General features: G+C 60.1%; 19 protein-coding genes. 13 read left to right on the top strand and 6 right to left on the bottom strand.

Annotated features, from left to right (window positions below; translation table 11 throughout):
* Positions 1–4 precede the first annotated feature (4 nt).
* The 4 genes from scpB (at position 5) to arfB (ending at position 5,498) form a co-directional block, all read left to right on the top strand.
* The gene (scpB, locus tag ACM6IO_RS20060; protein WP_223435086.1) at positions 5–985 is read left to right on the top strand and encodes an SMC-Scp complex subunit ScpB; all 981 of its coding nucleotides are present in this window, start codon (positions 5–7) and stop codon (positions 983–985) included.
* Positions 986–1,349: 364 nt separating this feature from the next.
* Positions 1,350–2,603, top strand: a complete 1,254-nt coding sequence (rluB, locus tag ACM6IO_RS20055; RefSeq protein WP_008030465.1) for a 23S rRNA pseudouridine(2605) synthase RluB — start codon at positions 1,350–1,352, stop codon at positions 2,601–2,603.
* Between the two features lie 853 nt (positions 2,604–3,456).
* Positions 3,457–4,869, top strand: a complete 1,413-nt coding sequence (locus ACM6IO_RS20050; protein WP_414912081.1) for an amino acid permease — start codon at positions 3,457–3,459, stop codon at positions 4,867–4,869.
* A gap of 215 nt (positions 4,870–5,084) precedes the next feature.
* The gene (gene arfB, locus ACM6IO_RS20045) at positions 5,085–5,498 is read left to right on the top strand and encodes an alternative ribosome rescue aminoacyl-tRNA hydrolase ArfB (RefSeq protein ID WP_003222786.1); all 414 of its coding nucleotides are present in this window, start codon (positions 5,085–5,087) and stop codon (positions 5,496–5,498) included.
* Here the strand turns inward: arfB and ACM6IO_RS20040 are convergent.
* The 6 genes from ACM6IO_RS20040 to phhA form a co-directional block, all read right to left on the bottom strand.
* Positions 5,495–6,694: an MFS transporter gene (locus ACM6IO_RS20040; protein ID WP_207285384.1), complete on the bottom strand. Its 1,200-nt coding sequence runs from the start codon at positions 6,692–6,694 to the stop codon at positions 5,495–5,497. The two genes, arfB and ACM6IO_RS20040, sit on opposite strands and share 4 nt — an antisense overlap.
* 104 nt (positions 6,695–6,798) lie before the next feature.
* The gene (locus tag ACM6IO_RS20035) at positions 6,799–6,981 is read right to left on the bottom strand and encodes a hypothetical protein (RefSeq protein WP_008030471.1); all 183 of its coding nucleotides are present in this window, start codon (positions 6,979–6,981) and stop codon (positions 6,799–6,801) included.
* A 77-nt stretch (positions 6,982–7,058) separates the two neighbouring features.
* Positions 7,059–7,190 carry a hypothetical protein gene (locus ACM6IO_RS20030; protein ID WP_008030474.1) on the bottom strand — a complete coding sequence of 44 codons (132 nt, stop codon included), beginning with the start codon at positions 7,188–7,190 and terminating at the stop codon, positions 7,059–7,061.
* 279 nt (positions 7,191–7,469) lie between these two features.
* Positions 7,470–8,663, bottom strand: coding sequence for an amino acid aminotransferase (locus ACM6IO_RS20025; RefSeq protein ID WP_414912080.1), 1,194 nt, complete (start codon positions 8,661–8,663; stop codon positions 7,470–7,472).
* Positions 8,663–9,019, bottom strand: coding sequence for a 4a-hydroxytetrahydrobiopterin dehydratase (locus ACM6IO_RS20020; RefSeq protein WP_008030478.1), 357 nt, complete (start codon positions 9,017–9,019; stop codon positions 8,663–8,665). The genes ACM6IO_RS20025 and ACM6IO_RS20020 overlap by 1 nt, the downstream gene beginning before the upstream one ends.
* 104 nt (positions 9,020–9,123) lie before the next feature.
* Positions 9,124–9,909, bottom strand: a complete 786-nt coding sequence (gene phhA / locus ACM6IO_RS20015) for a phenylalanine 4-monooxygenase (RefSeq protein WP_207285382.1) — start codon at positions 9,907–9,909, stop codon at positions 9,124–9,126.
* 397 nt (positions 9,910–10,306) lie between these two features.
* Between phhA and ACM6IO_RS20010 the strand changes: the two genes are divergently transcribed.
* The 9 genes from ACM6IO_RS20010 to ACM6IO_RS19970 all read left to right on the top strand — a co-directional run bounded on the left by ACM6IO_RS20010 (position 10,307) and on the right by ACM6IO_RS19970 (position 24,332).
* Complete coding sequence (locus ACM6IO_RS20010; protein WP_111451850.1) at positions 10,307–11,866, top strand: sigma-54-dependent transcriptional regulator; 1,560 nt, start codon at positions 10,307–10,309, stop codon at positions 11,864–11,866.
* Positions 11,867–12,195: 329 nt separating this feature from the next.
* On the top strand, positions 12,196–12,936 hold the full coding sequence (locus ACM6IO_RS20005; RefSeq protein WP_008030482.1) for a flagellar basal body rod protein FlgF: 741 nt from the start codon (positions 12,196–12,198) through the stop codon (positions 12,934–12,936).
* 45 nt (positions 12,937–12,981) lie between these two features.
* A complete protein-coding gene (gene flgG, locus ACM6IO_RS20000; protein WP_008042682.1) occupies positions 12,982–13,767 on the top strand; it encodes a flagellar basal-body rod protein FlgG in 786 nt (261 codons plus the stop codon).
* A 52-nt stretch (positions 13,768–13,819) separates the two neighbouring features.
* Positions 13,820–14,515, top strand: coding sequence for a flagellar basal body L-ring protein FlgH (gene flgH, locus ACM6IO_RS19995; protein ID WP_008042681.1), 696 nt, complete (start codon positions 13,820–13,822; stop codon positions 14,513–14,515).
* A 27-nt stretch (positions 14,516–14,542) separates the two neighbouring features.
* Positions 14,543–15,631: a flagellar basal body P-ring protein FlgI gene (locus ACM6IO_RS19990; protein WP_032832736.1), complete on the top strand. Its 1,089-nt coding sequence runs from the start codon at positions 14,543–14,545 to the stop codon at positions 15,629–15,631.
* An 11-nt stretch (positions 15,632–15,642) separates the two neighbouring features.
* Positions 15,643–16,929, top strand: a complete 1,287-nt coding sequence (gene flgJ / locus ACM6IO_RS19985; protein ID WP_414912079.1) for a flagellar assembly peptidoglycan hydrolase FlgJ — start codon at positions 15,643–15,645, stop codon at positions 16,927–16,929.
* Between the two features lie 22 nt (positions 16,930–16,951).
* Positions 16,952–19,018: a flagellar hook-associated protein FlgK gene (gene flgK / locus ACM6IO_RS19980; RefSeq protein ID WP_008042677.1), complete on the top strand. Its 2,067-nt coding sequence runs from the start codon at positions 16,952–16,954 to the stop codon at positions 19,016–19,018.
* 13 nt (positions 19,019–19,031) lie between these two features.
* Positions 19,032–20,630, top strand: coding sequence for a flagellar hook-associated protein 3 (locus tag ACM6IO_RS19975; protein ID WP_414912078.1), 1,599 nt, complete (start codon positions 19,032–19,034; stop codon positions 20,628–20,630).
* 126 nt (positions 20,631–20,756) lie between these two features.
* Entirely contained in the window at positions 20,757–24,332 is a 3,576-nt protein-coding gene (locus ACM6IO_RS19970; protein WP_414912077.1) for a glycosyltransferase, read from the top strand.
* Positions 24,333–24,482 lie beyond the last annotated feature (150 nt).

Here is a 24,482-nt window from a genome sequence, read left to right as displayed (position 1 = left end):
AATCATGAACCTGACTGAACCCCGCGAGCTGGCGCCATTGCTTGAAGCCTTTCTGTTGGCCTCGGGAAAACCGCAATCGCTTGAACGCCTGTTCGAACTCTTTGAGGAGGGCGAGCGGCCGGAACCGCCGGTTTTCAAAAAAGCCCTGACGATCCTGGCCAAGTCCTGCGAGGGCCGTGCGTTCGAGCTGAAGGAAGTCGCCTCCGGCTATCGCCTGCAGATCCGCGAAAAATTCTCGCCATGGGTCGGGCGTTTGTGGGAAGAGCGCCCGCAGCGGTATTCCCGCGCCATGCTCGAAACCATGGCCCTGATTGCCTATCGCCAGCCGATCACCCGTGGCGAGATCGAAGACGTGCGGGGCGTGGCGGTCAACAGTCACATCGTCAAGACGTTGCTGGAACGGGAGTGGATTCGCATCGTCGGTTATCGCGACGTGCCCGGTAAGCCGGCGATGTTTGCGACGACGAAGGCGTTTCTCGATCATTTCAACCTGAAGAATCTTGACGATCTGCCGCCGCTCGCAGAACTGCGCGAGCTGGAGCCTGACCCGGTGCTCGACTTCGACGACGCGCCTGTGCCAGCCGGTTTACAGGAACTGGCGGACGCCAGCGCCGAGCCGGAAGAGCCGAAGGAAGAAACCAGCTTCCATACGTTGTTGCTGGAGCTGGACACCATGGAGGAGGGGCTCAAGACCGACTTCGATGACATTTTGCGCGATGGCGAGATGAGCGTGACCGAAGAGGTTTTGGCGCAGCCGGAAGCGGTCATTGAGGCTGAGCTTCAAGTCGAACCAGAAGCCACCGTCGAAGAAGAACGGGAAGATGATGTGCTCGGTGTGGCTGAGGCGCGAGAAAAGCTCCTGGCCGCCGTCGCCGCGCTCGAACAGCCGAAACCCGAGCCCGAACCCGAGTTGTCCGATGAAGAAGCCGAAGCCCGGGCCCTCGCCGAAGCCATCGAAGCAGAACGCCGCGAGTTCGAAGACTGACCCAAATCTCGTAGACGATGAGACCCTTGTAGGAGCCGGCTTGCTGGCTATAGCGGTGGGTCAGTCAATAAATGTACTGGCTGACCCACCGCTATCGCCAGCAAGCCGGCTCCTACAAGGTTGCGTTGGAAAGCCCCCTGCATCAGCGTCTGCCCAGTCCTAACCGAAGCGGCGCTGCGTCTGATCAAACTCGGTACCACCGGTCGGCGGAAATCCGGGTAACTGGCCATTCATCAGCTAGTCTCTGATGCGCAAACGCCGACATGAGCGTATGATTCGCGACCCTTCGGCGATCCCTTCGCCCAAGTACAAGCTTTCAACTCTTCAGGCAAAGCCTGAACAGACCACACCGGGAGGTGCCCAGATGAGTATCAACGACCAGAAAGACGACCAGGAAATCGGCCCAGCAGGCGAGAAACTGCAGAAAGTCCTCGCCCGTATCGGCGTCGGCTCGCGCCGTGACGTAGAAGCCTGGATCAGCCACGGCCGCATCAAGGTCAACGGCAAAGACGCCACCCTCGGGCAGCGCGTCGATATGCACGACGCCATCACCATCGATGGCAAGGTGATCAAGCGCGAAGAAGCCGCCGAGTCGGTACGCCGCGTGATCATGTACAACAAGCCCGACGGTGAAATCTGCACCCGCCTTGACCCGGAAGGCCGCCCAACCGTTTTCGACAAGATGCCACGGCCCAAAGAAGGTCGCTGGATCAACATCGGTCGTCTGGACATCAACACCACCGGTCTGCTGATGTTCACCACCGACGGTGAGCTGGCCAACCGCCTGATGCACCCTTCCTACGAAATGGACCGTGAATACGCGGTACGTGTGCGTGGCGAAGTCGATGACGAGATGATCGAGCGTCTGAAGGCAGGCGTCGTCCTTGAAGACGGCCCGGCCAAGTTCACCGACATCAAGCAAGCGCCAGGTGGCGAAGGTTTCAACCACTGGTACCACTGCGTGGTGATGGAAGGTCGCAACCGCGAAGTTCGCCGTCTGTGGGAATCCCAGGGCCTGGTGGTCAGCCGTCTGAAGCGCGTGCGTTTCGGTCCGGTGTTCCTCAACTCCGACCTGCCGATGGGTCGCTGGCGCGAAATGAGCCAGTACGAAGTCGACATTCTGAGTGCGGAAGTGGGTCTGACGCCTGTGGCCATGCCGCAGATGAACGCCAAGAGCAAAGACAAGCTCGACCGTATGCAGCGTAAATCGTCGCGTCCAATGGGCAAGACCGAACGCGTGCGTTCGTTGCGTCCTGCCATCGGTAACCAGTCCGCTGCTACACCGCGCGATACCCGTGAACCGCATATCGAAGGCGAGCGTCCAGCCCGCAAGCCAGCAGCGCCACGCGCCGACGGCGAGCGTGGTCCACGCACGCCGCGTCCGGCCAACGGTCGCACTGAACGTGGCGAAGGCCGCGGTGCCCCTGCGGGTCGTGGTGAGTCTGGTCGCGGTACGCCAGTGGCGGATCGTCCATCGGACACCAAACGCCCGGCCAAGCCAGCGCCAAAACGTCCGGGGATCAAGCTGGTCGAGGGTGACAAACCATCGGGCAAGCGCCGCGGCGCGCCAGCCGGTTCGGGCCAGCGTCCGGGCTTTGGTCGTCGCAAGCCTGAGTAAGGGCTGAGCGGCAGATGAAAAACGCCAACCTTCGGGTTGGCGTTTTTTTTTGCCCTGGTTTCGGATCTGCATTGTTCTTGAGGGCCTCTTCGCGGGCAAGCCTCGCTCCTACAGGTTCGGTGCCGTTTCCGCGAGTCGTGATACCTGTAGGAGCGAGGCTTGCCCGCGAAGGCGTCAGTGGGAGCACTGCCAAAGTCAGCGTGGAAAATAGGTGTTACGCCTCGTAAAGAAAACCTGACGATTTCTGCCGATTGGCCTCGCGAAACCACCCTCCGGCGATAACCGTAAGAAATTTCTTCCGCTCTATGAGCCTTTAGACCTTTTTCAGCTCTCTGGCCCGCTTGTTTCAGCGGCTCCAGAAGGGTGTCATGCGCCCCATGCCTGTCGTGCAGGTGCATAACAAAAAGGAGGCGCAATGTACGCCGTGACTCATCTCCACCTCTCCCCGTGGGGCGGTTTTCCTATCGCTCACGCCGACGACCCGCAAAGGTCTGACTCTCTTTTTGCAGCCGCCCGAAACCCTCGGGGCGGACACAGGCAATCCCGGCAACCGACGCGCTGATCCAGCGGTGTCTGGCAGCAGGGGGTTAGCGGTGTACAATGCGCCGCGTTTTACCTGTGACCTCCTGCGCACCTGCGCAAACCTCAAGGCTATCCGCCTTGTTCACTCCGCCGCGTCACGAGCGTGTCGGGTTCGATTTCGTCACAGATAAAAACAAACAGGTGACGCATGACCGTTGTAAATACGCTGAACTCCTGGTGCCTGCGCTGGGGTTTGATCGGCGCTGCTTAAAGTCGCAACCGAGCAGCAACGTCTAATGAACATCATCAAACCTTGCGTGAGACCCTTTTCATGAGTGGACAAAACTCGCATTCAGGCGAGCTGAAACGCGGCCTGAAGAATCGTCATATTCAACTGATCGCCCTCGGTGGTGCGATTGGTACCGGCCTGTTCCTCGGCTCGGCCGGTGTACTGAAATCCGCTGGCCCGTCGATGATCCTCGGCTACGCCATCTGCGGCTTCATTGCCTTCATGATCATGCGCCAGCTCGGAGAAATGATCGTCGAAGAGCCGGTGGCCGGTTCCTTCAGCCACTTCGCGCACAAATACTGGGGTGGTTTCGCCGGTTTCCTGTCGGGCTGGAACTGCTGGATCCTGTACATTCTGGTGGGCATGTCGGAGCTGACCGCTGTCGGCAAATACATCCACTACTGGGCGCCGGAGATCCCGACCTGGGTCTCGGCAGCCGGGTTCTTCGTGCTGATCAACCTCATTAACCTGGCCAACGTCAAAGTCTTTGGCGAGGCGGAGTTCTGGTTCGCGATCATCAAGGTAGTCGCGATCGTCGGCATGATTGCCCTGGGCAGCTATCTGCTGGTCAGCGGCCACGGCGGACCGGAAGCGTCGGTGACCAACCTGTGGTCCCACGGTGGTTTCTTCCCGAATGGCGTCAGTGGTCTGGTGATGGCCATGGCGATCATCATGTTCAGCTTCGGCGGCCTGGAAATGCTCGGCTTCACCGCAGCAGAAGCGGACAAACCGAAAACCGTGATCCCGAAAGCGATCAATCAGGTGATCTACCGGATCCTGATTTTCTACATCGGCGCACTGGTCATCCTGCTGTCGCTGACGCCATGGGACAGCCTGCTGGCGACCCTGAACGCCTCCGGTGATTCCTACAGCGGCAGCCCGTTCGTGCAAGTGTTCTCGATGCTCGGCAGCAACACCGCCGCGCACATCCTCAACTTCGTGGTGCTGACCGCGGCGTTGTCGGTGTACAACAGCGGCACCTACTGCAACAGCCGCATGCTGCTGGGCATGGCCGAGCAGGGCGATGCGCCGAAAGCCCTGGCGAAGATCGACAAGCGCGGCGTGCCGGTGCGTTCGATCCTCGCTTCGGCGGCGGTGACGCTGATTGCGGTGCTGTTGAACTACCTGATCCCGCAAAACGCGCTGGAACTGTTGATGTCGCTGGTGGTGGCCACGTTGGTGATCAACTGGGCGATGATCAGCTATTCGCACTTCAAGTTCCGCCAGCACATGAACAAGACCAGGCAGACGCCGCTGTTCAAGGCCCTGTGGTATCCGTACGGAAACTACATCTGCCTGGCGTTCGTGGTGTTCATCCTTGGCGTGATGCTGTTGATCCCGGGCATTCAGGTTTCGGTGTACGCGATTCCGGTGTGGGTCGTGTTCATGTGGGTTTGCTACGGCATCAAGAACAAGCGCAGTGCTCAACAAACGTTGCAGGCTGCAGTGAAATAACGCAGCGAGCAGACACAACAAACCCGGCCATGTGCCGGGTTTTTTGTGAGCGACGCCAACCCCCGTAGGAGCGAGGCTTGCCCGCGAAGAACGATAACGCGGTTTATCAGATGAGCTGCGGCGTCTTCTTCGCGGGCAAGCCTCGCTCCTACAAGGTCCGCATTCGTTCAGTCCATTCGCGGTATCCTGCGCACTCTGAATACGGACGCTTTTCCATGCTGGTGATTTCCAACAACGTGCATCTGCCGGATGCCGAGATCGAATTGACGGCCATCCGCGCCCAGGGCGCCGGTGGGCAGAACGTCAACAAGGTCTCCAGCGCCGTGCACTTGCGCTTCGACATTCCGGCCTCGTCCTTGCCCGAGTTCTACAAGGAGCGGCTGCTGGCGTTGCGTGACAGCCGCATCACCAGCGACGGCGTGTTGATCATCAAGGCCCAGCAATACCGCACGCAGGAGGCCAATCGCGCCGATGCGCTGGAGCGGCTGACCGAGTTGATCCTCAGCGCCACCAAGGTTGAAAAGAAACGCCGTCCGACCAAACCGACCCTCGGCTCGAAGAAGCGTCGGCTCGAATCCAAGACCAAGCGCGGCAGCATCAAGGCCGGGCGCGGCAAGGTCGATTTTTAGCGGGCGTCTCGTTCTTCACGATACTTGGGCGCTTGCCTGTACAGGTAAACGCTCAGTGCCAAACCGCTCAAAGCGGCGAGGGCGGCGAACAGGAAGATTGAAGCAAAACCAAATCCGGCGGCAATCGCGCCCGCCAACGGTCCGGTAATCCCCAGCGACAAATCGATGAACAGCGAATACGCGCCAACCGCAGCGCCACGGCTGGACGCTGGCACCAGATTGACCGCTTCCACGCCCAGCGCCGGGAACACCAGGGAAAACCCGAAACCGCTCAGCGCCGCGCCGGCCAAGGCCCAATGAGCATCCGGTGCCAGCCACAGCAGCAACAGCCCCAGGGTTTCCACCGACAGACAGGCAATCGCCACGCGAAAACCACCGAGGCGGTTGATCAGGTTGCCGAACAACAGCCGCGCGCCGATGAAGCTCGCGCCAAACAGGCTCAGGCACAACACCGCGTTGTCCCAGTGTTGCGTGGCGTAATACAGGGTGATGAAGGTGGCGATGGTGCCGAAGCCGATCGAACCCAGCGCCAGGCCGCAACCATGCGGCAGCACTCGACCGAGCACATGCATGAACGGCAATCGTTCCCCGGCCACGATGGGCGCGGCGGTTTTCGGCCAGGCCAGCGCCAGGCCCAGCACGGCCAGCAACACGATGCTCACGCCCATGCTCCACAAGCCCAACTGACTGACCAGCAACACGCCAAGCGGTGCGCCGACGGCGAGTGCGCCATAACTGGCGATGCCGTTCCACGAGATCACTTTGGCGGTGTTCGCCGCGCCGACCCGGCCGATGCCCCAGCCGATCGAGCCCGAGCCCACCAGGCTTTCCGCGCTGCCGAGCACCAGACGGCCGATCAACAGGCTGATCAGGCTCAGCATCGGCAGGCTTTGGGTCCAGGCCGAAATCAGCATGAATACGCCGCTCAGACCGCAACCGGCGAGGCCATACATGACCGCCAGTTTGCTGCCCTTGTTATCAATGATTTTCCCGGCGTATGGACGGCTGAGCAGGGTGGCCAGGTATTGCACGCTGATCACCAGGCCGGCGACTACGGCACCGAAACCCAGATCGCTGTGGACGTAGCCGGGCAATACGGCCAGGGGAATACCGATGTTGAGGTAGCCAATAAAAGTGAACAGGACGATGGAAACGACTTGCAGCGTGACCGCCAGGGGGCGCTGGTTTTCAGACATGGGTAAAGGTCCACGGGAAAGCAGGATAGATAGGCTGCTTATGATAGCGGCGTGAGAGGCCGCGGGCGTGGAAAAGTAAAACTATTTGCCGGGTGGGGGGCGAATCAGGGTTTGGCGGGGGCGACCAGTTGTGTCGTGACCAGGGCGGCCAGGGCATTTTCTTCGCTGCCGAAACGGGCGAGCAGTGCCGCTTGTTTCTCGGGGGAGAGGCGATTCCAGATCTCGATCATCTTCTCGGCGGTGCCGATCAGAACGCTGGCCTGGGTCTCGCTAAAGTCATCGGTCATGGTGTGCAACTCAAGGGTTCAGGCGGTGTGGAAAGCGCATGTTAGCGCTTTCCACACGGTCTGGCATTGCGGGTGTTTCAGTCTTCGCTGTCGGCCTGGCGGCGTTCAGTGGCTTCTTTCGGCTCGGGCTGTTGGGCGCCGGCTTGCTGCGTGGGTGTCTGCTCAGTTTCGTGCAGGCTTGGGAAGGGGAGATTAGGGATCTCGTGCATGTTTCGCGCTCCTCGCAAAGTCTGTTGATAGATCTGGTAGATCCGCGCTTTTACAAAGCCTGGGCAGGATACAGCAGGAGAAATGACAATCAGACTTTTATATCCAATTGTTACGACGGATGGGCTTGTCTAGACAGGTGTGGAAGAGGGCGCGCCGCAAAACAAATGTGGGAGCGAGCCTGCTCGCGATAGCGGAGTGTCAGTCAACGTCTATGTCGACTGATACACCGCTATCGCGAGCAGGCTCGCTCCCACAAGGGAACTACAGAGTTCTTGAGATTATTTGCAGACTTTGGCGATGGCTTCGGCCAGCAGATCAAGACGCGTCGCATCAATCCCCGCCACGTTCGCCCGGCCGGTACCGACCATGTAAACGCTGTGATGATCACGCAGCTGTTTAACCTGGTCAGGCGTCAATCCGGTGTAGGAAAACATGCCGCGTTGCACACCAATGTGCGCAAAGCGCTCGCGCAAACCATGGGGCTCCAGCGCCTCGACCAGACCGCTGCGCAGTTGGGCGATACGCAAACGCATGGCTTCCACTTCGTCGGTCCAGAGGCTTTTCAGCTCCGGATCGCCGAGGATCGTTGCCACGACGGCGGCGCCGTGATCCGGTGGAGTCGACCACAAGTTGCGGGCGATGTTGGCCAGTTGGCTGCGGATATCCACCAGTTTGTCAGCCGTCTTCGCGCAGACAATCAGCGCACCCGTACGGTCGCGATACAGGCCGAAGTTCTTCGAGCAGGAGCTGGTGATCAACACTTCCGGCAGTTCGGCAGCGAACAACCGGGTCGACCATGCATCCTGCTCCAGCCCGTCGCCGAAACCCTGATAGGCGAAGTCGATCAGCGGCACCAGATTGCGGCTGCGCACCACTTCCAGTACCCGGCGCCAGTCGTCATGGGACAGATCGAAACCGGTCGGGTTGTGGCAGCAAGCGTGCAGCAAAACCACATCGCCCTCAGGGGCTTCGTTGAGTGCTGCCAGCATCGCTTCAACATCGAGGCGGTTGTCGCTGCCGACATAAGGGTAGTGATTAACCTTGACCCCGGCCGTGGCGAAAATGGTTTCGTGAATCGGCCAGGTCGGGTTGCTCAGCCACACGCCACGGCCCGGCAGGCACTGGGCGATGAAGTCCGCGCTCAAGCGCAACGCACCGGTGCCGCCCGGTGTCTGGGTGACGCCGGCCCGTTGTTCGGCGATCAACTCAGAATTGGCGCCGAGCACCAACTCGTTGATGGCTTTGCCGAACGCCGGTTCGCCGTGACCGCCGATGTAGGTCTTGGTGCTCTGGCGATCCACCAGGCGCTGCTCGGCAATCTTCACGGCCTGGGGAATCGGCGTCAGGCCAAAGGCGTCTTTATAGACGCCCACGCCAAGGTCGAATTTGCGCGGGTTGGGGTCCTGCGCATAGGCCTCCATCAGGCCGAGAATCGGGTCGCCGGGTACTCGACCTATGGCGTCGAAATGCATTATTTGCGGCCCTCGGCGTCCTTGGCCACTTCGTCAGTGCGCGCGGCCATGATGAAATCGTTGCGGTGCAGGCCTTTGATGGAGTGGCTCCACCAGGTCACGGTGACTTTGCCCCATTCGGTCAGCAGGCCCGGGTGGTGACCTTCAGCCTCGGAGATTTCCCCGACTGCGTTGGTGAACGCCAGCGCGTGCTTGAAGTTCTTGAACAGGAAAACCTTTTCCAGCTGCATGACGCTGTCGCGGACTTCGATGTTCCAGTCCGGGATTTGCTTGATCAGTACCGGCAGCTCTTCGTCGCTGACCTGAGGAGCGTCGGCGCGGCAGGCTTCGCAATGGGCTTGGTTCAATGTGGACATGATGTGTTCCTGAATTCGAATGATTGGAAATCGGCCGTCAGTGCAACCACGCTAAACCAAAGCGTCGATTCCTGACAGGCTCACTTGATTCTAAAAGCTGCGGATCACGCGGCTTTTGGCGGAAATTTCGGTGCGTGCAAGCCCAGCTGCATGCCTTGCTTGACCATGCCCATGATGTCTTCGTGGGCGAGGTCGAACAGGCGCTTGAGGTTCGGCAGGACGAAATACAGCGGTTGCAGGATGTCGATGCGGTAAGGCGTGCGCATGCATTCCAGTGGGTCGAAGGCCTGATGCTCAGGTTCGTTCGACAGGCTGTAAACGGTTTCTTTCGGCGAGGAAAGAATGCCGCCGCCGTAAATGCGCTGGCCTTGGGGGGTATCGACCAGGCCGAACTCGATGGTCATCCAGTACAGGCGCGCCAGGTACACGCGTTCTTCCTTGGAAGCCTTCAGGCCGAGTTTGCCGTAGGTGTGGGTGAATTCGGCGAACCAAGGGTTGGTCAGCAGCGGGCAGTGACCAAAGATCTCGTGGAAAATGTCCGGCTCTTGCAGGTAATCCAGCTCTTCGCGGGTACGAATAAACGTCGCCACCGGAAACTGCTTGTTGGCCAGTAATTCAAAGAAGGTCTGGAAAGGAATCAGTGCGGGTACTCGGGCAACCTGCCAGCCGGTGGTTTCACCGAGGACTTTGTTGATTTCGCCGAGTTGCGGAATGCGGTCGTGGGGCAGACCGAGTTTTTCGATACCGTCCAGGTATTCCTGGCACGCACGCCCTTCGATCACTTTCAGTTGGCGAGTGATCAGCGTGTTCCACACCGCGTGTTCTTCGGCGGGGTAGTCGATAAAACCTTGCGCATCGGGCTCGCGAGCCACGTACTGCGTCTGCTTCATGCTGCTCTCCTGCTAGGGGATTTCGTTCTTGTTATGTCCTGCTATGGACTTAGAAATACCTCAGGAATTGCGATGTTGCAGCACGTGTAAGCCGTCGCATGTAGGAAAATTCGTTGGTTTTCGTAAACTTTTCGTTACGGATTGGTTGCTGTGGCGCTGCGCATGAGTTTTTCGGGTTTGAAATGGCTCACAGGTGTCACATAATCTTGACGACTATCTGAGCGCACCAACAGAAAAATACCCTGTGGGAGCGGGCTTGCTCGCGAAAGCGGTGGGTCAGTCACCATTAATATTGCCTGACTCACCGCTTTCGTCGGAACGCCGCCCGGAGCAAGCCCGCTCCCACAGGTTGATGCCGGGCATAAACCTCATTCACCGTTTTATTTCGGGCCTTTTTATGCGTATCAAAGTCCACTGCCAGAACCGCATCGGCATCCTGCGCGACATTCTCAATTTACTGGTCGAGTACGGGATCAACGTCGCTCGCGGTGAAGTGGGTGGCGAGCATGGCAACGCGATCTACCTGCATTGCCCGAACCTGATCAATATTCAGTTCCAGGCGTTGCGTCCGAAATTCGAGTCGATTGCCGGGGTCTTTGGCGTCAAGCGTGTAGGCCTCATGCCGAGCGAGCGTCGGCACATGGAACTCAATGCTTTGCTCGGTGCCCTGGAATTTCCGGTGTTGTCGATCGACATGGGCGGCTCGATTGTTGCGGCTAACCGCGCGGCGGCGCAGTTGCTCGGCGTGCGTGTCGATGAGGTGCCGGGGATTCCCTTGTCGCGTTACGCCGAGGATTTCGATTTGCCGGAACTGGTGCGCGCCAACAAGTCGCGGATCAACGGGCTGCGAGTCAAGGTCAAGGGCGACGTGTTTCTGGCCGACATCGCGCCGCTGCAATCGGAGCATGACGACAGCGAGGCCATGGCTGGCGCGGTGCTGACGCTGCACCGTGCCGACCGGGTAGGGGAGCGCATTTACAACGTGCGCAAACAGGAACTGCGCGGGTTCGACAGCATCTTCCAAAGCTCGAAAGTGATGGCGGCGGTGGTGCGTGAAGCCCGGCGCATGGCACCGCTGGATGCGCCGCTATTGATAGAAGGCGAAACCGGCACCGGCAAGGAATTGCTGGCACGCGCCTGCCACCTGGCGAGCCCCCGGGGGCAGTCGCCGCTGATGGCGCTCAATTGCGCCGGCCTGCCGGAGTCCATGGCCGAGACTGAACTGTTCGGCTACGGCCCCGGTGCGTTTGAAGGCGCCCGTGCCGAAGGCAAGCTCGGGCTGTTGGAGCTGACAGCGGGCGGTACGCTGTTTCTCGATGGCGTGGGTGAAATGAGCCCGCGCCTGCAGGTGAAATTACTCAGATTCCTGCAGGACGGATGCTTCCGTCGTGTAGGCAGTGATGAAGAGGTTTACCTCGATGTGCGAGTGATCTGTGCCACGCAGGTCGACCTGTCGGAATTGTGCGCTCGTGGCGAGTTTCGCCAGGATTTGTATCACCGTTTGAACGTGCTTTCGCTGCATATCCCGCCACTGCGCGAATGCCTGGATGGTTTGACGCCGCTGGTGGAGCACTTCCTTGATCAGGCCAGTCGGCAGATCGGTTGTCCTCTGCCGAAACTGGCGCCGGCGGCCATGGAGCGGCTCAGTCACTACCATTGGCCGGGCAACGTCCGGCAGTTGGAAAACGTGCTGTTCCAGGCGGTTTCGTTGTGCGAGGGCGGGACGGTCAAGGCTGAACATATTCGCCTGCCGGATTATGGCGTGCGTCAGCCGCTTGGCGATTTTTCGCTTGAAGGCGGGCTGGATGAGATTGTCGGGCGTTTTGAAAAAGCGGTGCTGGAGCGTTTGTATTCGGAGCATCCGAGCAGTCGGCAACTGGGCAAGCGGTTAGGGGTTTCGCATACCACCATTGCCAACAAGTTGCGTGAGTATGAAGTCGGCAAGACTGAGTCCTAGCTGACGTTTGCTGTGTTTGTGCCGGCCTCTTCGCGAGCAAGCCCGCTCCCACACTCGTGCGAGTTTCTCCTGAAGAAACGCGGTCAAATGTGGGAGCGGGCTTGCTCGCGAAGGGGCCGGCACGGGCAACCTTTGGATCATGCGTTGCCACTTACCGGCATAACACCGCCGGTTTTTCGTCTTTGACACATTCCCCCATTTCCCCCTGAGCGCCCAAAGTCCTTTGTTTGCCGGGCTCTGCGCCGCCAGAAAAAAGTTGGTCTGCAAATTGCTTATCGCTCAGCAGTACAGCGGTGGGCGGCAAACGTCCGGCATGCAGAGGAAAGAGTGTGGACAAGTACCTTTATGTGGCAATGACCGGCGCCAGCCAGAATGCACTGGCGCAGAAGGCTCATGCGAACAACCTGGCGAACATCTCCACCAACGGCTTCCAGAAAGACCTGGAGCAGGCGCGTTCGATGCCGGTATTCGGTGACAGCTTTCCGGCGCGTGCGTTTGCGATGTCCGAACGTCCGGCCACCGACTTCTCCGCGGGCTCTCTGGTACAAACCGGTCGCGACCTCGACGTCGCGGTGCAGGGCAACGGCTGGATCGCAGTGCAGAACCCCGACGGCGGTGAAAGCTACGTGCGCACCGGCAGTCTGAACGTTGACGCTCTGGGCGTGTTGCGGGCCGGCAACGGCATGCCGGTGATGGGTAATGGCGGGCCGATTTCCGTGCCGCCCGAGCAGCAAATCGAAGTGGGTGAAGACGGCACCGTCAGCATTCGTGCGATGGGCGAAGGCCCTCGCGTGATGGCTGAAGTCGACCGCATCAAGCTGGTCAACCCGGATTTCAAGAACATGACCAAAGGCCTGGACGGTTCGATCCACACCAAGGATGGCAAGCCGGCGCAAGCCGATGCCAACGTCAAACTGGTGTCCGGGTTCCTGGAGTCGAGCAACGTCAATGCCGTGGAAGAGATGACTTCGGTACTGGCGCTGGCCAAGCAGTTCGAACTGCACATCAAGATGATGAACACCGCCAAAGACGATGACCAGGCCATGGCTCGGGTCTTGCAGATCAGCTAATTATCAGAACGTCGCGCCGTAAAACAGGCGCACGAGGAGAATCGAATGCTTCCGGCTCTATGGGTTGCCAAAACAGGTCTGTCCGCCCAGGACACCAACCTGACCACCATTTCCAACAACCTGGCGAACGTGTCGACCACGGGTTTCAAACGTGACCGCGCCGAGTTCCAGGACCTGCTGTACCAGATCAAACGCCAGCCAGGCGCCCAGTCGACCCAGGACAGCGAACTGCCGTCGGGTCTGCAATTGGGTACCGGTGTGCGCATTGTCGGCACCCAGAAAAACTTCAACGCCGGTAGCCTGCAAACCACCGAGCAGCCGTTGGACATGGCCATCGACGGTCGCGGTTTCTTCCAGATCCTGCAACCGGACGGCACCACGTCCTACACCCGTGACGGTACGTTCCACCTCGACTCCAACGGCCAGATCGTGAACGCCAACGGCTTCGCCCTCGAGCCGGCCATTGTCATTCCGAACGACGCGCAGACCTTCACGGTCGGTCGCGACGGCACCGTGTCCATCACCATTGCCGGCAACCCGGCATCCCAGGTGATCGGCAACCTGCAAACCGCCGACTTCATCAACCCGGCCGGCCTGCAAGCCGTGGGTAACAACCTGTTCCTGGAAACCGCTGCCAGCGGCGCGCCGCAAGTCGGCACGCCAGGCCTGGCCGGTTTCGGTACCACGCTGCAGAACACCCTGGAAACTTCCAACGTCAGCACCGTTGAAGAGATGGTCAACATGATCACCACTCAGCGCGCCTACGAGATGAACTCCAAGGTGATCTCCACCGCCGACCAGATGCTCTCGTTCGTAACGCAGAATCTGTAATCAAGTCTATGAGGCGGTCATGAGGCCGCCTGCAACACCGTGAGGTAGGGTCATGAATCGCTTTGTATCTGTCCTGGCACTGAGTGGCGTCGTCGCGCTGGCGGGTTGCGTCGGTCCGACGCCCAAGCCCAATGACCCTTACTACGCCCCGGTGTTGCCGCGTACGCCATTGCCGGCTGCCGCGAACAACGGCTCGATCTACCAGGCCGGTTTCGAACAGAACCTGTACAGCGACCGCAAGGCGTTCCGGGTCGGTGACATCATCACCATCACCCTGAACGAAAAAACCCAGGCCAGTAAAAACGCCAACTCGCAAGTGGCCAAGAACAGCAAGGCCGGCATTGGCCTGACGTCGTTGTTCGGTGTGGTGCCCAACACTAACAACCCATTCAATGAGAATGATCTGACACTGAATGCGAGTTACAGCGGCGACCGCGCGACCAAGGGCGACAGCAAGGCCGGGCAGGGCAACAGCCTGACCGGTTCGATCACCGTGACCGTCGCCGACGTCTTGCCCAACGGCATCATTGCCGTGCGCGGCGAGAAGTGGATGACCCTCAATACCGGTGATGAACTGGTACGGATCGCGGGCCTGGTCCGGGCCGATGACATCGCGACCGACAACACGGTTTCGTCAACGCGCATCGCCGATGCACGCATCACCTATTCGGGCACCGGTTCGTTTGCCGATGCGAGTCAGCCAGGCTGGTTCGACCGTTTCTTCCTCAGCCCGCTGTTCCCTTTCTAGGTGGTCACGTTGAATTTCAAACACCTGATGGTGGCTGCGTTCCTGATGTCCGCAGCCTTTGGTGCTCAGGCCGAGCGGCTGAAGGATATCGCCAGTATTTCCGGCGTACGTTCCAACCAATTGATCGGCTACGGCCTGGTGGTCGGGCTCAACGGTACCGGCGACCAGACGACGCAGACGCCGTTCACCCTGCAAACCTTCAACAACATGCTCTCGCAGTTCGGCATCAAGGTGCCGCCCGGTTCGGGCAACGTGCAGTTGAAAAACGTCGCGGCGGTATCGATCAGTGCCGACTTGCCGGCCTTCGCCAAACCGGGTCAGCAGGTGGACATTACCGTGTCCTCCATCGGTAACTCCAAGAGCCTGCGTGGCGGCACCTTGCTGCTGACGCCGCTCAAGGGTATCGACGGCAACGTTTACGCGGTCGCCCAGGGCAACCTGGTCGTCGGCGGTTTTGATGCTGAAGGTCGTGACGGTTCGAAGATCACCGTCAACGTTCCGTCGGCCGGTCGCATCCCCGGTGGTGCGTCGGTCGAGCGTTCGGTGCCGAGCGGTTTCAACCAGGGCAACAGTCTGACGTTGAACCTCAACCGTTCCGACTTCACCACCGCCAAGCGCATCGTCGACAAGATCAACGACATGCTCGGCCCTGGCGTTGCCCAGGCCATCGACGGCGGTTCGATTCGCGTCAGTGCGCCACTGGATCCGGGCCAGCGCGTCGACTATCTGTCGATCATCGAGAACCTTGAAGTCGATCCGGGTCAGGCGGTGGCGAAAGTCATCATCAACTCCCGCACCGGCACCATCGTGATCGGCCAGAACGTCAAGGTGTCCCCGGCCGCCGTGACTCACGGCAGCCTGACCGTGACCATTACCGAAGACCCGATCGTCAGCCAGCCCGGCCCTCTGTCCAATGGTCAGACTGCTGTTGTGCCGCGCTCGCGGGTCAACGCCCAGCAGGAAGCCAAGCCGATGTTCAAGTTCGGCCCGGGCACCACCCTCGACGAGATCGTGCGTGCGGTGAACCAGGTCGGCGCGGCGCCAGGCGACTTGATGGCAATCCTTGAAGCACTGAAGCAGGCCGGCGCGTTGCAAGCCGACCTGATCGTGATCTGAGGCCGGCGACCATGGATATGCACAAGAGTGGTCTGGTCAGCAGTGCCGATTCGGGGTCCTATTCGGACCTCAATCGTCTGAATCAGCTCAAGGTCGGCGACAAGAACAGTGACGAAAACCTGCGCAAGGTGGCGCAGGAATTCGAGTCGCTGTTCCTCGGTGAAATGCTCAAGTCCATGCGCAAGGCGACCGACACGCTGGCCGAGGGCAACCCGCTCAACACGCCGGCGGCCAAGCAGTACCAGGAAATGTACGACCAGCAGTTGGCCGTTTCCATGTCCCGCGAGGGCGGTGGTATTGGTCTGGCGGACGTGCTGATGCGCCAGATGTCGAAGAACAAACCATTGGCGCCGGGCGAAGCGGCAACGCTGTCGGCGGCCAAGCAGGAAGCGGCAAAAGCAGCGGTGCAGACGCCGGTGGCGGCGGGCACGGTCGCGACCAATGGGCCGCTGTCGCGAGTCAATGGCCAGCGTCCGTTGTGGGCTTCGCGCTCGATCAGCGCTCCACAGGCGGCAGGCGAGGGCGCACATCGCAACGACATGGCGCTGATCAATCAGCGGCGCCTGGCGTTGCCACCGAAACTGGCTGACCGCTTGCTGGCGGGCCTGGTGCCTTCGGCGACGACGGCCGCCGCGCCGCTCAATAACACTCGATTGGCAGAGCGCACCACGCCGACCGGTTCGGGGCCTTTGTTCAACGGTGACTGGCTGGCGACTGCGCAAGCATCAGCGAACGCCGGCTTGCAGATTCATGGTCGTGCCATCGCTCAGATACCGTTGGCACCGGCGAAAAAAGCCTTCAGTTCTGCCGATCAGTTCGTCAACACCATGTTGCCGATGGCCAAGGAAGCCGCCGAGCGCATCGGCGTCGATCCGCGTTACCTGGTGGCTCAAGCGGCACTGGAAACCGGCTGGGGCAAATCGGTCATGCGCGCACAGGATGGCAGCAGCAGCCACAACCTGTTCGGCATCAAGGCCAGCAGCAGCTGGAAGGGTGATTCGGCGCGGGCGATCACCAGCGAATTCCGAAATGGCGCGATGGTCAAGGAGACGGCCGAGTTCCGTTCCTATGGCTCTTACAAGGACAGCTTCCATGACCTTGTGACTTTGTTGCAAACCAACAATCGCTATCAAGATGTCGTGAAGTCGGCCGATAACCCAGAACAGTTTGTACGCGAGTTGCAAAAGGCCGGTTACGCAACCGACCCGGACTACGCGAGCAAGATTTCGCAGATAGCCAAGCAGATGACGAGTTACCAGAACTACGCTGCGGCGGGCGTTTCCACCACGCCTTTATAGGCACAAGGATTAAGGTCGAACCATGAGTTTGCTCAATATCGGGATGTCGGGTCTGGCCGCTGGCCAATCCTCGTTGATGACCACCGGCAACAACATTGCCAACGTCGACACCGCCGGGTACTCGCGCCAGCAAACAGTGCAGGGCACCAAGGCCTCGCAGCAGTTCGGCAATGTCTACATCGGCACCGGCACGACCCTGGCCGATGTGCGTCGCGTGTACAACAGCTACCTCGATGCGCAGTTGCAGACCACCACCTCGCTCAACAGCGATTCGGCCGCCTACCTGAATCAGGTCACGCCGCTGGACAAATTGCTCTCCGACACCAGCACCGGCCTGAACGGCGCACTGACCAAGTTTTTTGCCTCGGTGCAGAACGTCAACGCCAAGCCGGGTGACGACGCGTCCCGCCAGTTGCTGCTCAGCGATGCCCAGGCCTTGAGCAACCGTTTCAACTCGGTCTCCGCGCAGTTGACCCAGCAGAATGCCAATATCAACGGCAACCTGACGAACATGGCGGATCAGGTCAACAAGCTGGCCGCTACCGTGGCGCAGTTGAACCAGAAGATCTCCGAGGTTTCCAGTTCCGGCGGCATGCCGAACGAGCTGCTCGACGCCCGTAACGAAACCGTGCGCCAGCTGGCGACCTTCACCGGTGCGCAGGTGGTGGAGCGTGAAGGCAATCTCGACATTTACCTGGGCAGCGGTCAGCCGCTGGTCATGGGTAATACGGTCAACAAACTTGAAGTGGTACCGGGCAAAGACGATCCGGGCCGCTTGTCGCTGCAACTCAATCGCGGTTCGAGCACCATTGATATCACCGCGATCATGACCGGCGGCGAAATCGGCGGGTTGCTGCGTTATCGCAGCACCGTGCTGGACCCGGCCATGAACGAATTGGGTCGTGTGGCCCTGGTCGTCGCCGACCAGATGAACAGCCTTCAGGCCCAGGGCATCGACAAGAACGGCGCCTTCGGTTCGAACCTGTTCAACAACATCAACTCGGCCAAGCTGGTCTCTGAACGCAGCGTCGCCAGCCTGAACAACGTGGGCACCGGTAACTTTGATGTGAGCATCAAGGACACTGGCAAGCTGACCATCAACGATTACAAGGTCACGTTCACCACCGCGACCGATTACACCGTTCAGCGCCTGCCGGACAACACGCCGATGGGCTCCTTCAGCACGGTAGCGCCGGCAACGGCACCGGTCATCGACGGCGTCGAGATGAAGTTCAACGCGGCTTCTGCCACGGCGGGCGACACCTTCAGGATCACCCCGACCCGCGATGCTGCGGCGAACATCAAGACCGAGATGACCGACTCCAAGCGTCTGGCCATCGCGGCACCGCTGGGCGCGGCGATTGCAGCGAGCGGCAGTGGCAGCGGCACCCTGACGATCCCGGCCAGCGGTCAACCGACCCTGACCACCAAGTTCGACATCTACGACGCGGCGACCACCACCGCGATGCAGAACGGCCTGAAAAACTCCACGCCGACCAAGGTGGTATTTGGTGCGGTGTCCGCCGATGGCACCAGCCAGACCTACCAGTTCCTGGATGCCAAGGGTGCGCTGATCAGCGGCGGTACCATCAAGCCAGGTGAGACCAATACCCTGAACCTGAGCATTCCGCTCACGGATGCCGCGGGTGCACCGATCCCGGCTCCGCCCGCGACTCAGTACGCCGCGGCCTTCAGCATGACCATCGCCGGTGCCCCAAGCAGCGGCGCGGCGATCAACGTCTCGCTCACTCAGCCGGGCAGCCTGGACAACCGTAACGGCACCGCACTGGCTGGCTTGCAGACCGCGAAGACCGTGGACACCGGTTCGGCCAGCAAAGGCATTTCCCTGAACGACGCCTACGGCAAACTGGTCGAGGGCGTGGGTTCCAAGGCTGCACAGGGCAAGCTCGACAGCGCGGCGACCGAAGCCATCCTGGCGAATGCCAAGGGCGCGCGCGACTCGCTCTCGGGTGTCGACCTCGATGAGGAAACCGGCAACCTGGTCAAGTATCAGCAGTACTACACCGCGTCTTCGCAGATCATCAAGGCTGCGCAGGAAATCTTCAGCACACTGATCAACAGTCTTTAAGGAGTCGTAGCCCATGCGCATTTCTACCGCCCAGTTTTACGAGTCCTCGGCTGCCAACTATTCGAAGAACTTCGCCAACGTGGTCAAGAGCAGCGAAGAGGCGAGCAGCCTGGTTCGCGTCAACACCGCCGCCGATGATCCGGTCGGCGCCTCGCGCCTGCTGCAATTGGGCCAGCAGGCTTCGATGCTCGATCAGTTCAACAACAACATGACGACGATCAAAGCCACGCTTGGCCAGACCGAAGCCGTCATGACCAGTATCGGCAACGTGCTGCAACGCGCCAAGGAACTGGCCCTGGGTGCCGGCAACGCCGGTTATACCGATTCCGATCGCCAGGCCAACGCTTCGGAGCTCAGCCAGATCGAAGAACAGCTGTTGAGCCTGATGAACACCAAGGACGAAAACGGCAAATACATTTTCTCCGGCTCCAAGGGCGATACCGTTCCGTTCTCGCGTAATACCGACGGCACCTACAGCTATAACGGTGATCAGGTCACACTGGACCTGCCGATTGGCGATACCCAGTCGATGGCCACCAACAGCACCGGTTGGGCTGTGTTCCAGCAAGCCATCAACACCAGTCGCACACAGTCCACCATGACCACGCCGACGCCGGCCATCGATGGCGGTCGTGTGGTGCTGTCCAATGGTCAGGTGAATTCGGACGTGACCTACAACGCCAAATTCCGTGGCGGCGAGCCCTACACCGTGAATTTCCTCAGCCCTACGCAGCTGGAAATCCGCGATTCGCTGGGTAATGACGTCACGGCCGAAGCTTCTGGCAATGGCGTGTTCAGCTCCTCCGGTGGTGCCGCCACACAGACAATCAACTTCCGTGGCGTTGACCTGAAGTTGAACATCAACATGAAGACTGGCGACGTTCCGGCGACCGTGTTCCCGGCGCCTCCGGCCCCCAATGCCTACAGCTTCACCCTGGCGGCCAAGCCAGACAGCTTCAATGCGACCCGTGCCCCAGGCAACCTGTCCAGCGATGTCGTCACCAATACGAGCATCTCCAACAGTGCCGCCTACCACGCCAGCTTTCCGGAAGGCGGGGCCGTTCTCAAGTTCACCAGCGCCACGGCTTTCGACTTGTATGCCGCGCCTCTGACCGCGAGCAGCAAGCCGGTTTCCAGCGGTGTTCTGGCGGGCAACGTCGCCACCGCGTCGGGTGTCGACTTTACGCTGAGCGGCGCACCTTCGATGCAGGCTGGTGACCAGTTCTCCGTCACGGTCAACACTCACCAGACGCAGAACGTTCTGGACACGGTCGCCCAGCTGAAAACCGCGCTGTCGACGCCGACCAACAACAATCCGCAGGCCATTCAAGCACTCAACGCGGCCATTGGTTCCGGTATCGGTAACCTGACCAGCGGCATTGACCAGTTGACCTCGGGCCTCAGCTCCGTGGGTGGTCGCGGTGCGTCGCTGACGACTCAGACCGATATCAACCAGAGCCTGGTGCTGGCCAACACGCAGACCCAGGGCGCGATCCGTGATTCGGACCCGGCCACGGTGATGACCCGCCTGACCTTGCAGCAAACCATGCTGCAAGCCTCGCAACTGGCGTTCAGCAAAATCGCTCAGTTGGGGTTGTTCAACAAAGTCTGAGTCAAGGCCTTCGCGCCATAGGCGCGAAGGTTCAATACACCCGAGTGCAAACCGTCATTTTTCAGCGGTTCAGGGCTGCTCCACTCGTTCCAGAGTGAGCGCCCACCGCTCGCGAGTTCCCCTGCCGTGAAACCAGCTCCTCTTGTCAGCATCGCCATTCCCGCCTACAACCCGCTGTACTTTAAGGCAGCGCTGCAAAGTGCGCTGAACCAGACCTACGCGTCGCTTGAAGTGATCGTGTGTGACGACAGCGACAGCGACGAAATCCATGAGCTGGTCCAGGCCTGCACAGTGCCGCCAACCGTGACATTGCGTTATGTGCGCAATGAACAACGCCTGGGGTTCAAGGGGAATCTGATGGCCTGCGCCGAGCAGGCAACCGGGGAGTACCTCAAGCTTCTCTGTGATGACGATCAACTGCTGCCTGAGAGCATTGCCCGCCAGGTGCAGGGTTTCATTGATCATGACGATGTGAATCTGGTGATTGCCCTGCGTCAGTATTGCGACGGCGATTACCTTCTGCTTCCCGAGCGCCTGGAGAACTCCAGCTTTGTCTCGGGGGATACGCTGTTCAAGGGTGAAGACCTGCTGGATGTGCTGGAAAGCTCGGCCCTGAACTTTCTCAGCAATTTGAGTGGCGCGCTGATGCGCACTCATCAGGTGCTGGAGTATTTGCCCGCGTTGACCCAGGTCGGCGAAGGGTTTGTCGCTCGTCTCGATTTCGCCTTGTTTGTCTGCCTGTTACGTCGTGGCAATCTGGCGGTTATCGCACAGGTGCTCAGCTTCGAACGCTTGCACCCGGCGCGCCTGAGCAATCAACTGGAGGTCGAGCAGGCCGTGGTGGTCGAGCTCGGCTGGCTGACCCAAATGCTGTCGGTGCGCAGCGGCGAGCCGGCACCTGCGCCGGGGCATGTTCGCTTTATCGATCTGGCCAGCGCCGCCCTTGGTGAGCCGTATGACTGGGAAGAAATGGCGCTGGGTCGTTCCCTGGGCTTTACCTCGACGTTGCTCCGTTCGCGGGTGGGTGAAAACTGTGACTGCTTTGCTGATGTGTACCAGCAATGGCTGGCGTGTCGCACCCTGAACCCGGCCCAGCAGCGCCTGTTACCTGCGCGCCTTGCCTCGTGGGCATGGCAGCCGCGAATTGTGCCGGTGGTGATGGATGCCGACGCTGACGATGCGGCACTGGGTGTCACACTGGAGAGCATCGAACGGCAGGTCTATGGCGCCGAAAGGGTGTTGGTGCTCTCGGGTGAAAATCGCACCAGTGCCCTTGCGGGCAACGTGATTCGTGTGGCCTTGCAAAGCGACGGGCTTGAGCAACTCAATGGCTTGATGCAGGCCGACAGTGCGGACTGGTTCTATCTGCTGCGGGCCGGTGATCGCCTGAATGAACTGGCCTTGCTGCTTTTGGCCGAGCGGATGGTCGAGAGTGCCGACGCGCTGTGTATCTATACCGATGAAGGCGGCTTGCGCAATGACGTGTCGGTCGAGCCGATCCTCAAGCCCGATTTCAATCTGGACCTGCTGCGCAGTTATCCCTATGTCGGGCGGACACTGGCCATCCAGCGTCAAGGCTTTGTAGCCGCGGGTGGTTTCACCCCGGATTTCGCTGAGCTCAGCCCTCATGACCTGGTCTGGCGCCTTGTCGAAAACCACGGCCCGCATGTCGTGGAGCATGTCGCCCAAGTGCTGGTCGAATCCTCGTTCGGCCTGGCGCAATGGCTCGCTCTGCCGCAGGTTATCGAGCAGAACTCCCGCGTACTCTCTGCGCACCTTGATCGTATCGGTGCGGCACACGAGGTGCGGCCGGGCAACGTGCCGCTCATCAATCGAATTGACTACCAGCATGGCGTTCAGCCGCTGGTGTCCATTGTGGTAGTGGCCCAGGATCAGCTCGGTCGGCTTGAGCGTTGTATCGAAAGTGTGCTGGAGCACACGGCCTATGCTCACTACGAATTGTTGATCGTCGACAACGCAAGCACCTCGATCGAGGCGCGTGACTGGCTGGCCGCCATGTCGCAAATGGGCGGTGAAAAACTGCGCGTGCTGCATTGCGATTACCCCGATAACCCGGCAGCGGCGCAGAACTTCGCCGTTGCTCAGGCACGTGGCGAGTATGTGGTGTTGCTCAGCCCGGACAGCCTGATCGTCAATCGTGACTGGCTTGGGGAGCTGCTGAATCACGGCTTGCGTCCGGAGGTGGGCGTCGTCGGTGGCCGAATGGTCAGCCCTCAGGGGCGTATCGAAGGTTCGGCCCTGGTGCTGGGGATGCGCGGCCCTGTCGGCGTACCTTGGCGCGGGGAGGTGATGACCGCTCCAGGGTATATGCAGCGCCAGCAGGCGGTGCAGAATTTGAGTGCTGTGAGAACCGAGTGCCTGCTGGTCCGCAAGCAGGTGTTCGATGAGCTTCAGGGGTTTGACGAGCAGGCCTTTTCCCAAAGACTCGGCGGCCCTGATTTCTGTCTGCGTGTGAAGCAGAAGGGCTATCTGGTGGTCTGGACGCCGTATGCCGAATCGGTCCACGTGGCTGCCGAGGCGGAGAGCGGGCCGGTGGTGTCAGATCTGCTGGCTGAGCAGAAGCGGTTTTATCAGCGCTGGCTGCCGATCATCGCAAGAGATCCTGCGTACAACGTCAACCTGAGTCTGAGCACCAATAATTTCAGCCTTGAACCGGGTTACAAGAGCGACTGGAATCCGTTCGCCCGTCACATGCTGCCACGGGTGCTGGCGATCCCGATCAACGAGACCGCCGTAGGCCATTACCGTGTCACCCAGCCGTTTCTGGAGCTGGAAGCTGCGGGTCAAGTGCTCGGTAATCTTTCTTACCATACGCCTTCGGACATTGAGCTGGAGCGCCAGTCGCCGGACGTCATCATCTTGCAAGGGCGCTACAGTGAGGGCGCGGTGAATGAAGTGGAGCGGGTCAAAAACAGCTCCAGGGCTTTCCGGATCTTCGAGCTCGATGACTATGTCATCGACGTTCCGAAGAAAAACGCTCACGTGCGCAAGGCCATGGTTGGCGTTGAGCAAATCGTGCGGCGTGCAGTCGGGTTGTGCGACCGGGTGGTGGTGTCGACCCAACCGCTGGCCGATACCCTCAAAGGCATGCATGACGATATTCGCGTGGTGCCGAACATGCTCGCTCCGTATCTGTGGACCGGTCTGAGCAGCCAGCGACGTACGTCGCGCAAGCCGAGGGTCGGTTGGGGCGGAGGCACCAGTCACGATGGGGATCTGGCGATCATTGCCGATGTCGTTCGACTGCTGGCGGATGAAGTGGAATGGGTGTTCTTCGGCATGTGCCCGCCGGCACTCAAGCCTTTCGTGCATGAGTTCCATCCCGCCGTTGGCTTGCAGGCTTACCCCGCCAAACTGGCGAGCCTGAACCTTGATCTGGCTTTGGCGCCGTTGGAGTTTCACATCTTCAACGACTGCAAGAGCAACTTGCGACTGCTGGAATATGGCGCGTGCGGTTATCCGGTGATCTGTACGGATACTGAGGCTTATCGCGGTTATCTGCCGTGTACCAAGGTGGTGAGTAACAGTACCGAGGAATGGCTTGAGGCAATTCGTATGCACCTGGCTGACCCGGATGCGAGTTACCGCATGGGTGATGCGTTGCGCGAGGAAGTGCTGCGTGACTATATGTTGCAGGGTAGTAATCTGAATTATTGGGCTGAGGCTTGGTTGCCGGGTTGATCTCGGGGTTCTGTTGCGATTGGGGGGCATATCCGTTGCTGCGGTTATGGCGGCTATTGGTTTCGCCCTTACGGCGAGTCACTTGGAGAAGCGCCAAGTAACCAAGCGCTCTTGCCCCTTTCGTTCGGTGCCTCGCTAAGGCTCGCCATA

This window comes from Pseudomonas sp. IT-P44, from assembly GCF_949768225.1.
In the GTDB taxonomy this organism is placed as follows: Bacteria; Pseudomonadota; Gammaproteobacteria; order Pseudomonadales; family Pseudomonadaceae; genus Aquipseudomonas; species Aquipseudomonas migulae.
The sequence above is the reverse complement of the archived record's forward strand: the minus strand, read 5'-3'. Positions and strand labels throughout refer to the sequence as shown.

Excerpts from the sequence above, each read along its gene's own strand:
- flgJ (WP_414912079.1), top strand. The coding sequence starts at position 15,643 with ATGGATATGCACAAGAGTGGTCTGGTCAGCAGTGCCGATTCGGGGTCC.
- scpB (WP_223435086.1), top strand. The coding sequence starts at position 5 with ATGAACCTGACTGAACCCCGCGAGCTGGCGCCATTGCTTGAAGCCTTT.
- flgH (WP_008042681.1), top strand. The coding sequence starts at position 13,820 with ATGAATCGCTTTGTATCTGTCCTGGCACTGAGTGGCGTCGTCGCGCTG.
- ACM6IO_RS19990 (WP_032832736.1), top strand. The coding sequence starts at position 14,543 with ATGGTGGCTGCGTTCCTGATGTCCGCAGCCTTTGGTGCTCAGGCCGAG.
- ACM6IO_RS20010 (WP_111451850.1), top strand. The coding sequence starts at position 10,307 with ATGCGTATCAAAGTCCACTGCCAGAACCGCATCGGCATCCTGCGCGAC.
- flgG (WP_008042682.1), top strand. The coding sequence starts at position 12,982 with ATGCTTCCGGCTCTATGGGTTGCCAAAACAGGTCTGTCCGCCCAGGAC.
- phhA (WP_207285382.1), bottom strand. The coding sequence starts at position 9,909 with ATGAAGCAGACGCAGTACGTGGCTCGCGAGCCCGATGCGCAAGGTTTT.
- rluB (WP_008030465.1), top strand. The coding sequence starts at position 1,350 with ATGAGTATCAACGACCAGAAAGACGACCAGGAAATCGGCCCAGCAGGC.
- arfB (WP_003222786.1), top strand. The coding sequence starts at position 5,085 with ATGCTGGTGATTTCCAACAACGTGCATCTGCCGGATGCCGAGATCGAA.
- ACM6IO_RS20040 (WP_207285384.1), bottom strand. The coding sequence starts at position 6,694 with ATGTCTGAAAACCAGCGCCCCCTGGCGGTCACGCTGCAAGTCGTTTCC.
- ACM6IO_RS20030 (WP_008030474.1), bottom strand. The coding sequence starts at position 7,190 with ATGCACGAGATCCCTAATCTCCCCTTCCCAAGCCTGCACGAAACTGAG.
- ACM6IO_RS20020 (WP_008030478.1), bottom strand. The coding sequence starts at position 9,019 with ATGTCCACATTGAACCAAGCCCATTGCGAAGCCTGCCGCGCCGACGCT.
- flgK (WP_008042677.1), top strand. The coding sequence starts at position 16,952 with ATGAGTTTGCTCAATATCGGGATGTCGGGTCTGGCCGCTGGCCAATCC.
- ACM6IO_RS19975 (WP_414912078.1), top strand. The coding sequence starts at position 19,032 with ATGCGCATTTCTACCGCCCAGTTTTACGAGTCCTCGGCTGCCAACTAT.
- ACM6IO_RS20025 (WP_414912080.1), bottom strand. The coding sequence starts at position 8,663 with ATGCATTTCGACGCCATAGGTCGAGTACCCGGCGACCCGATTCTCGGC.
- ACM6IO_RS20050 (WP_414912081.1), top strand. The coding sequence starts at position 3,457 with ATGAGTGGACAAAACTCGCATTCAGGCGAGCTGAAACGCGGCCTGAAG.
- ACM6IO_RS20035 (WP_008030471.1), bottom strand. The coding sequence starts at position 6,981 with ATGACCGATGACTTTAGCGAGACCCAGGCCAGCGTTCTGATCGGCACC.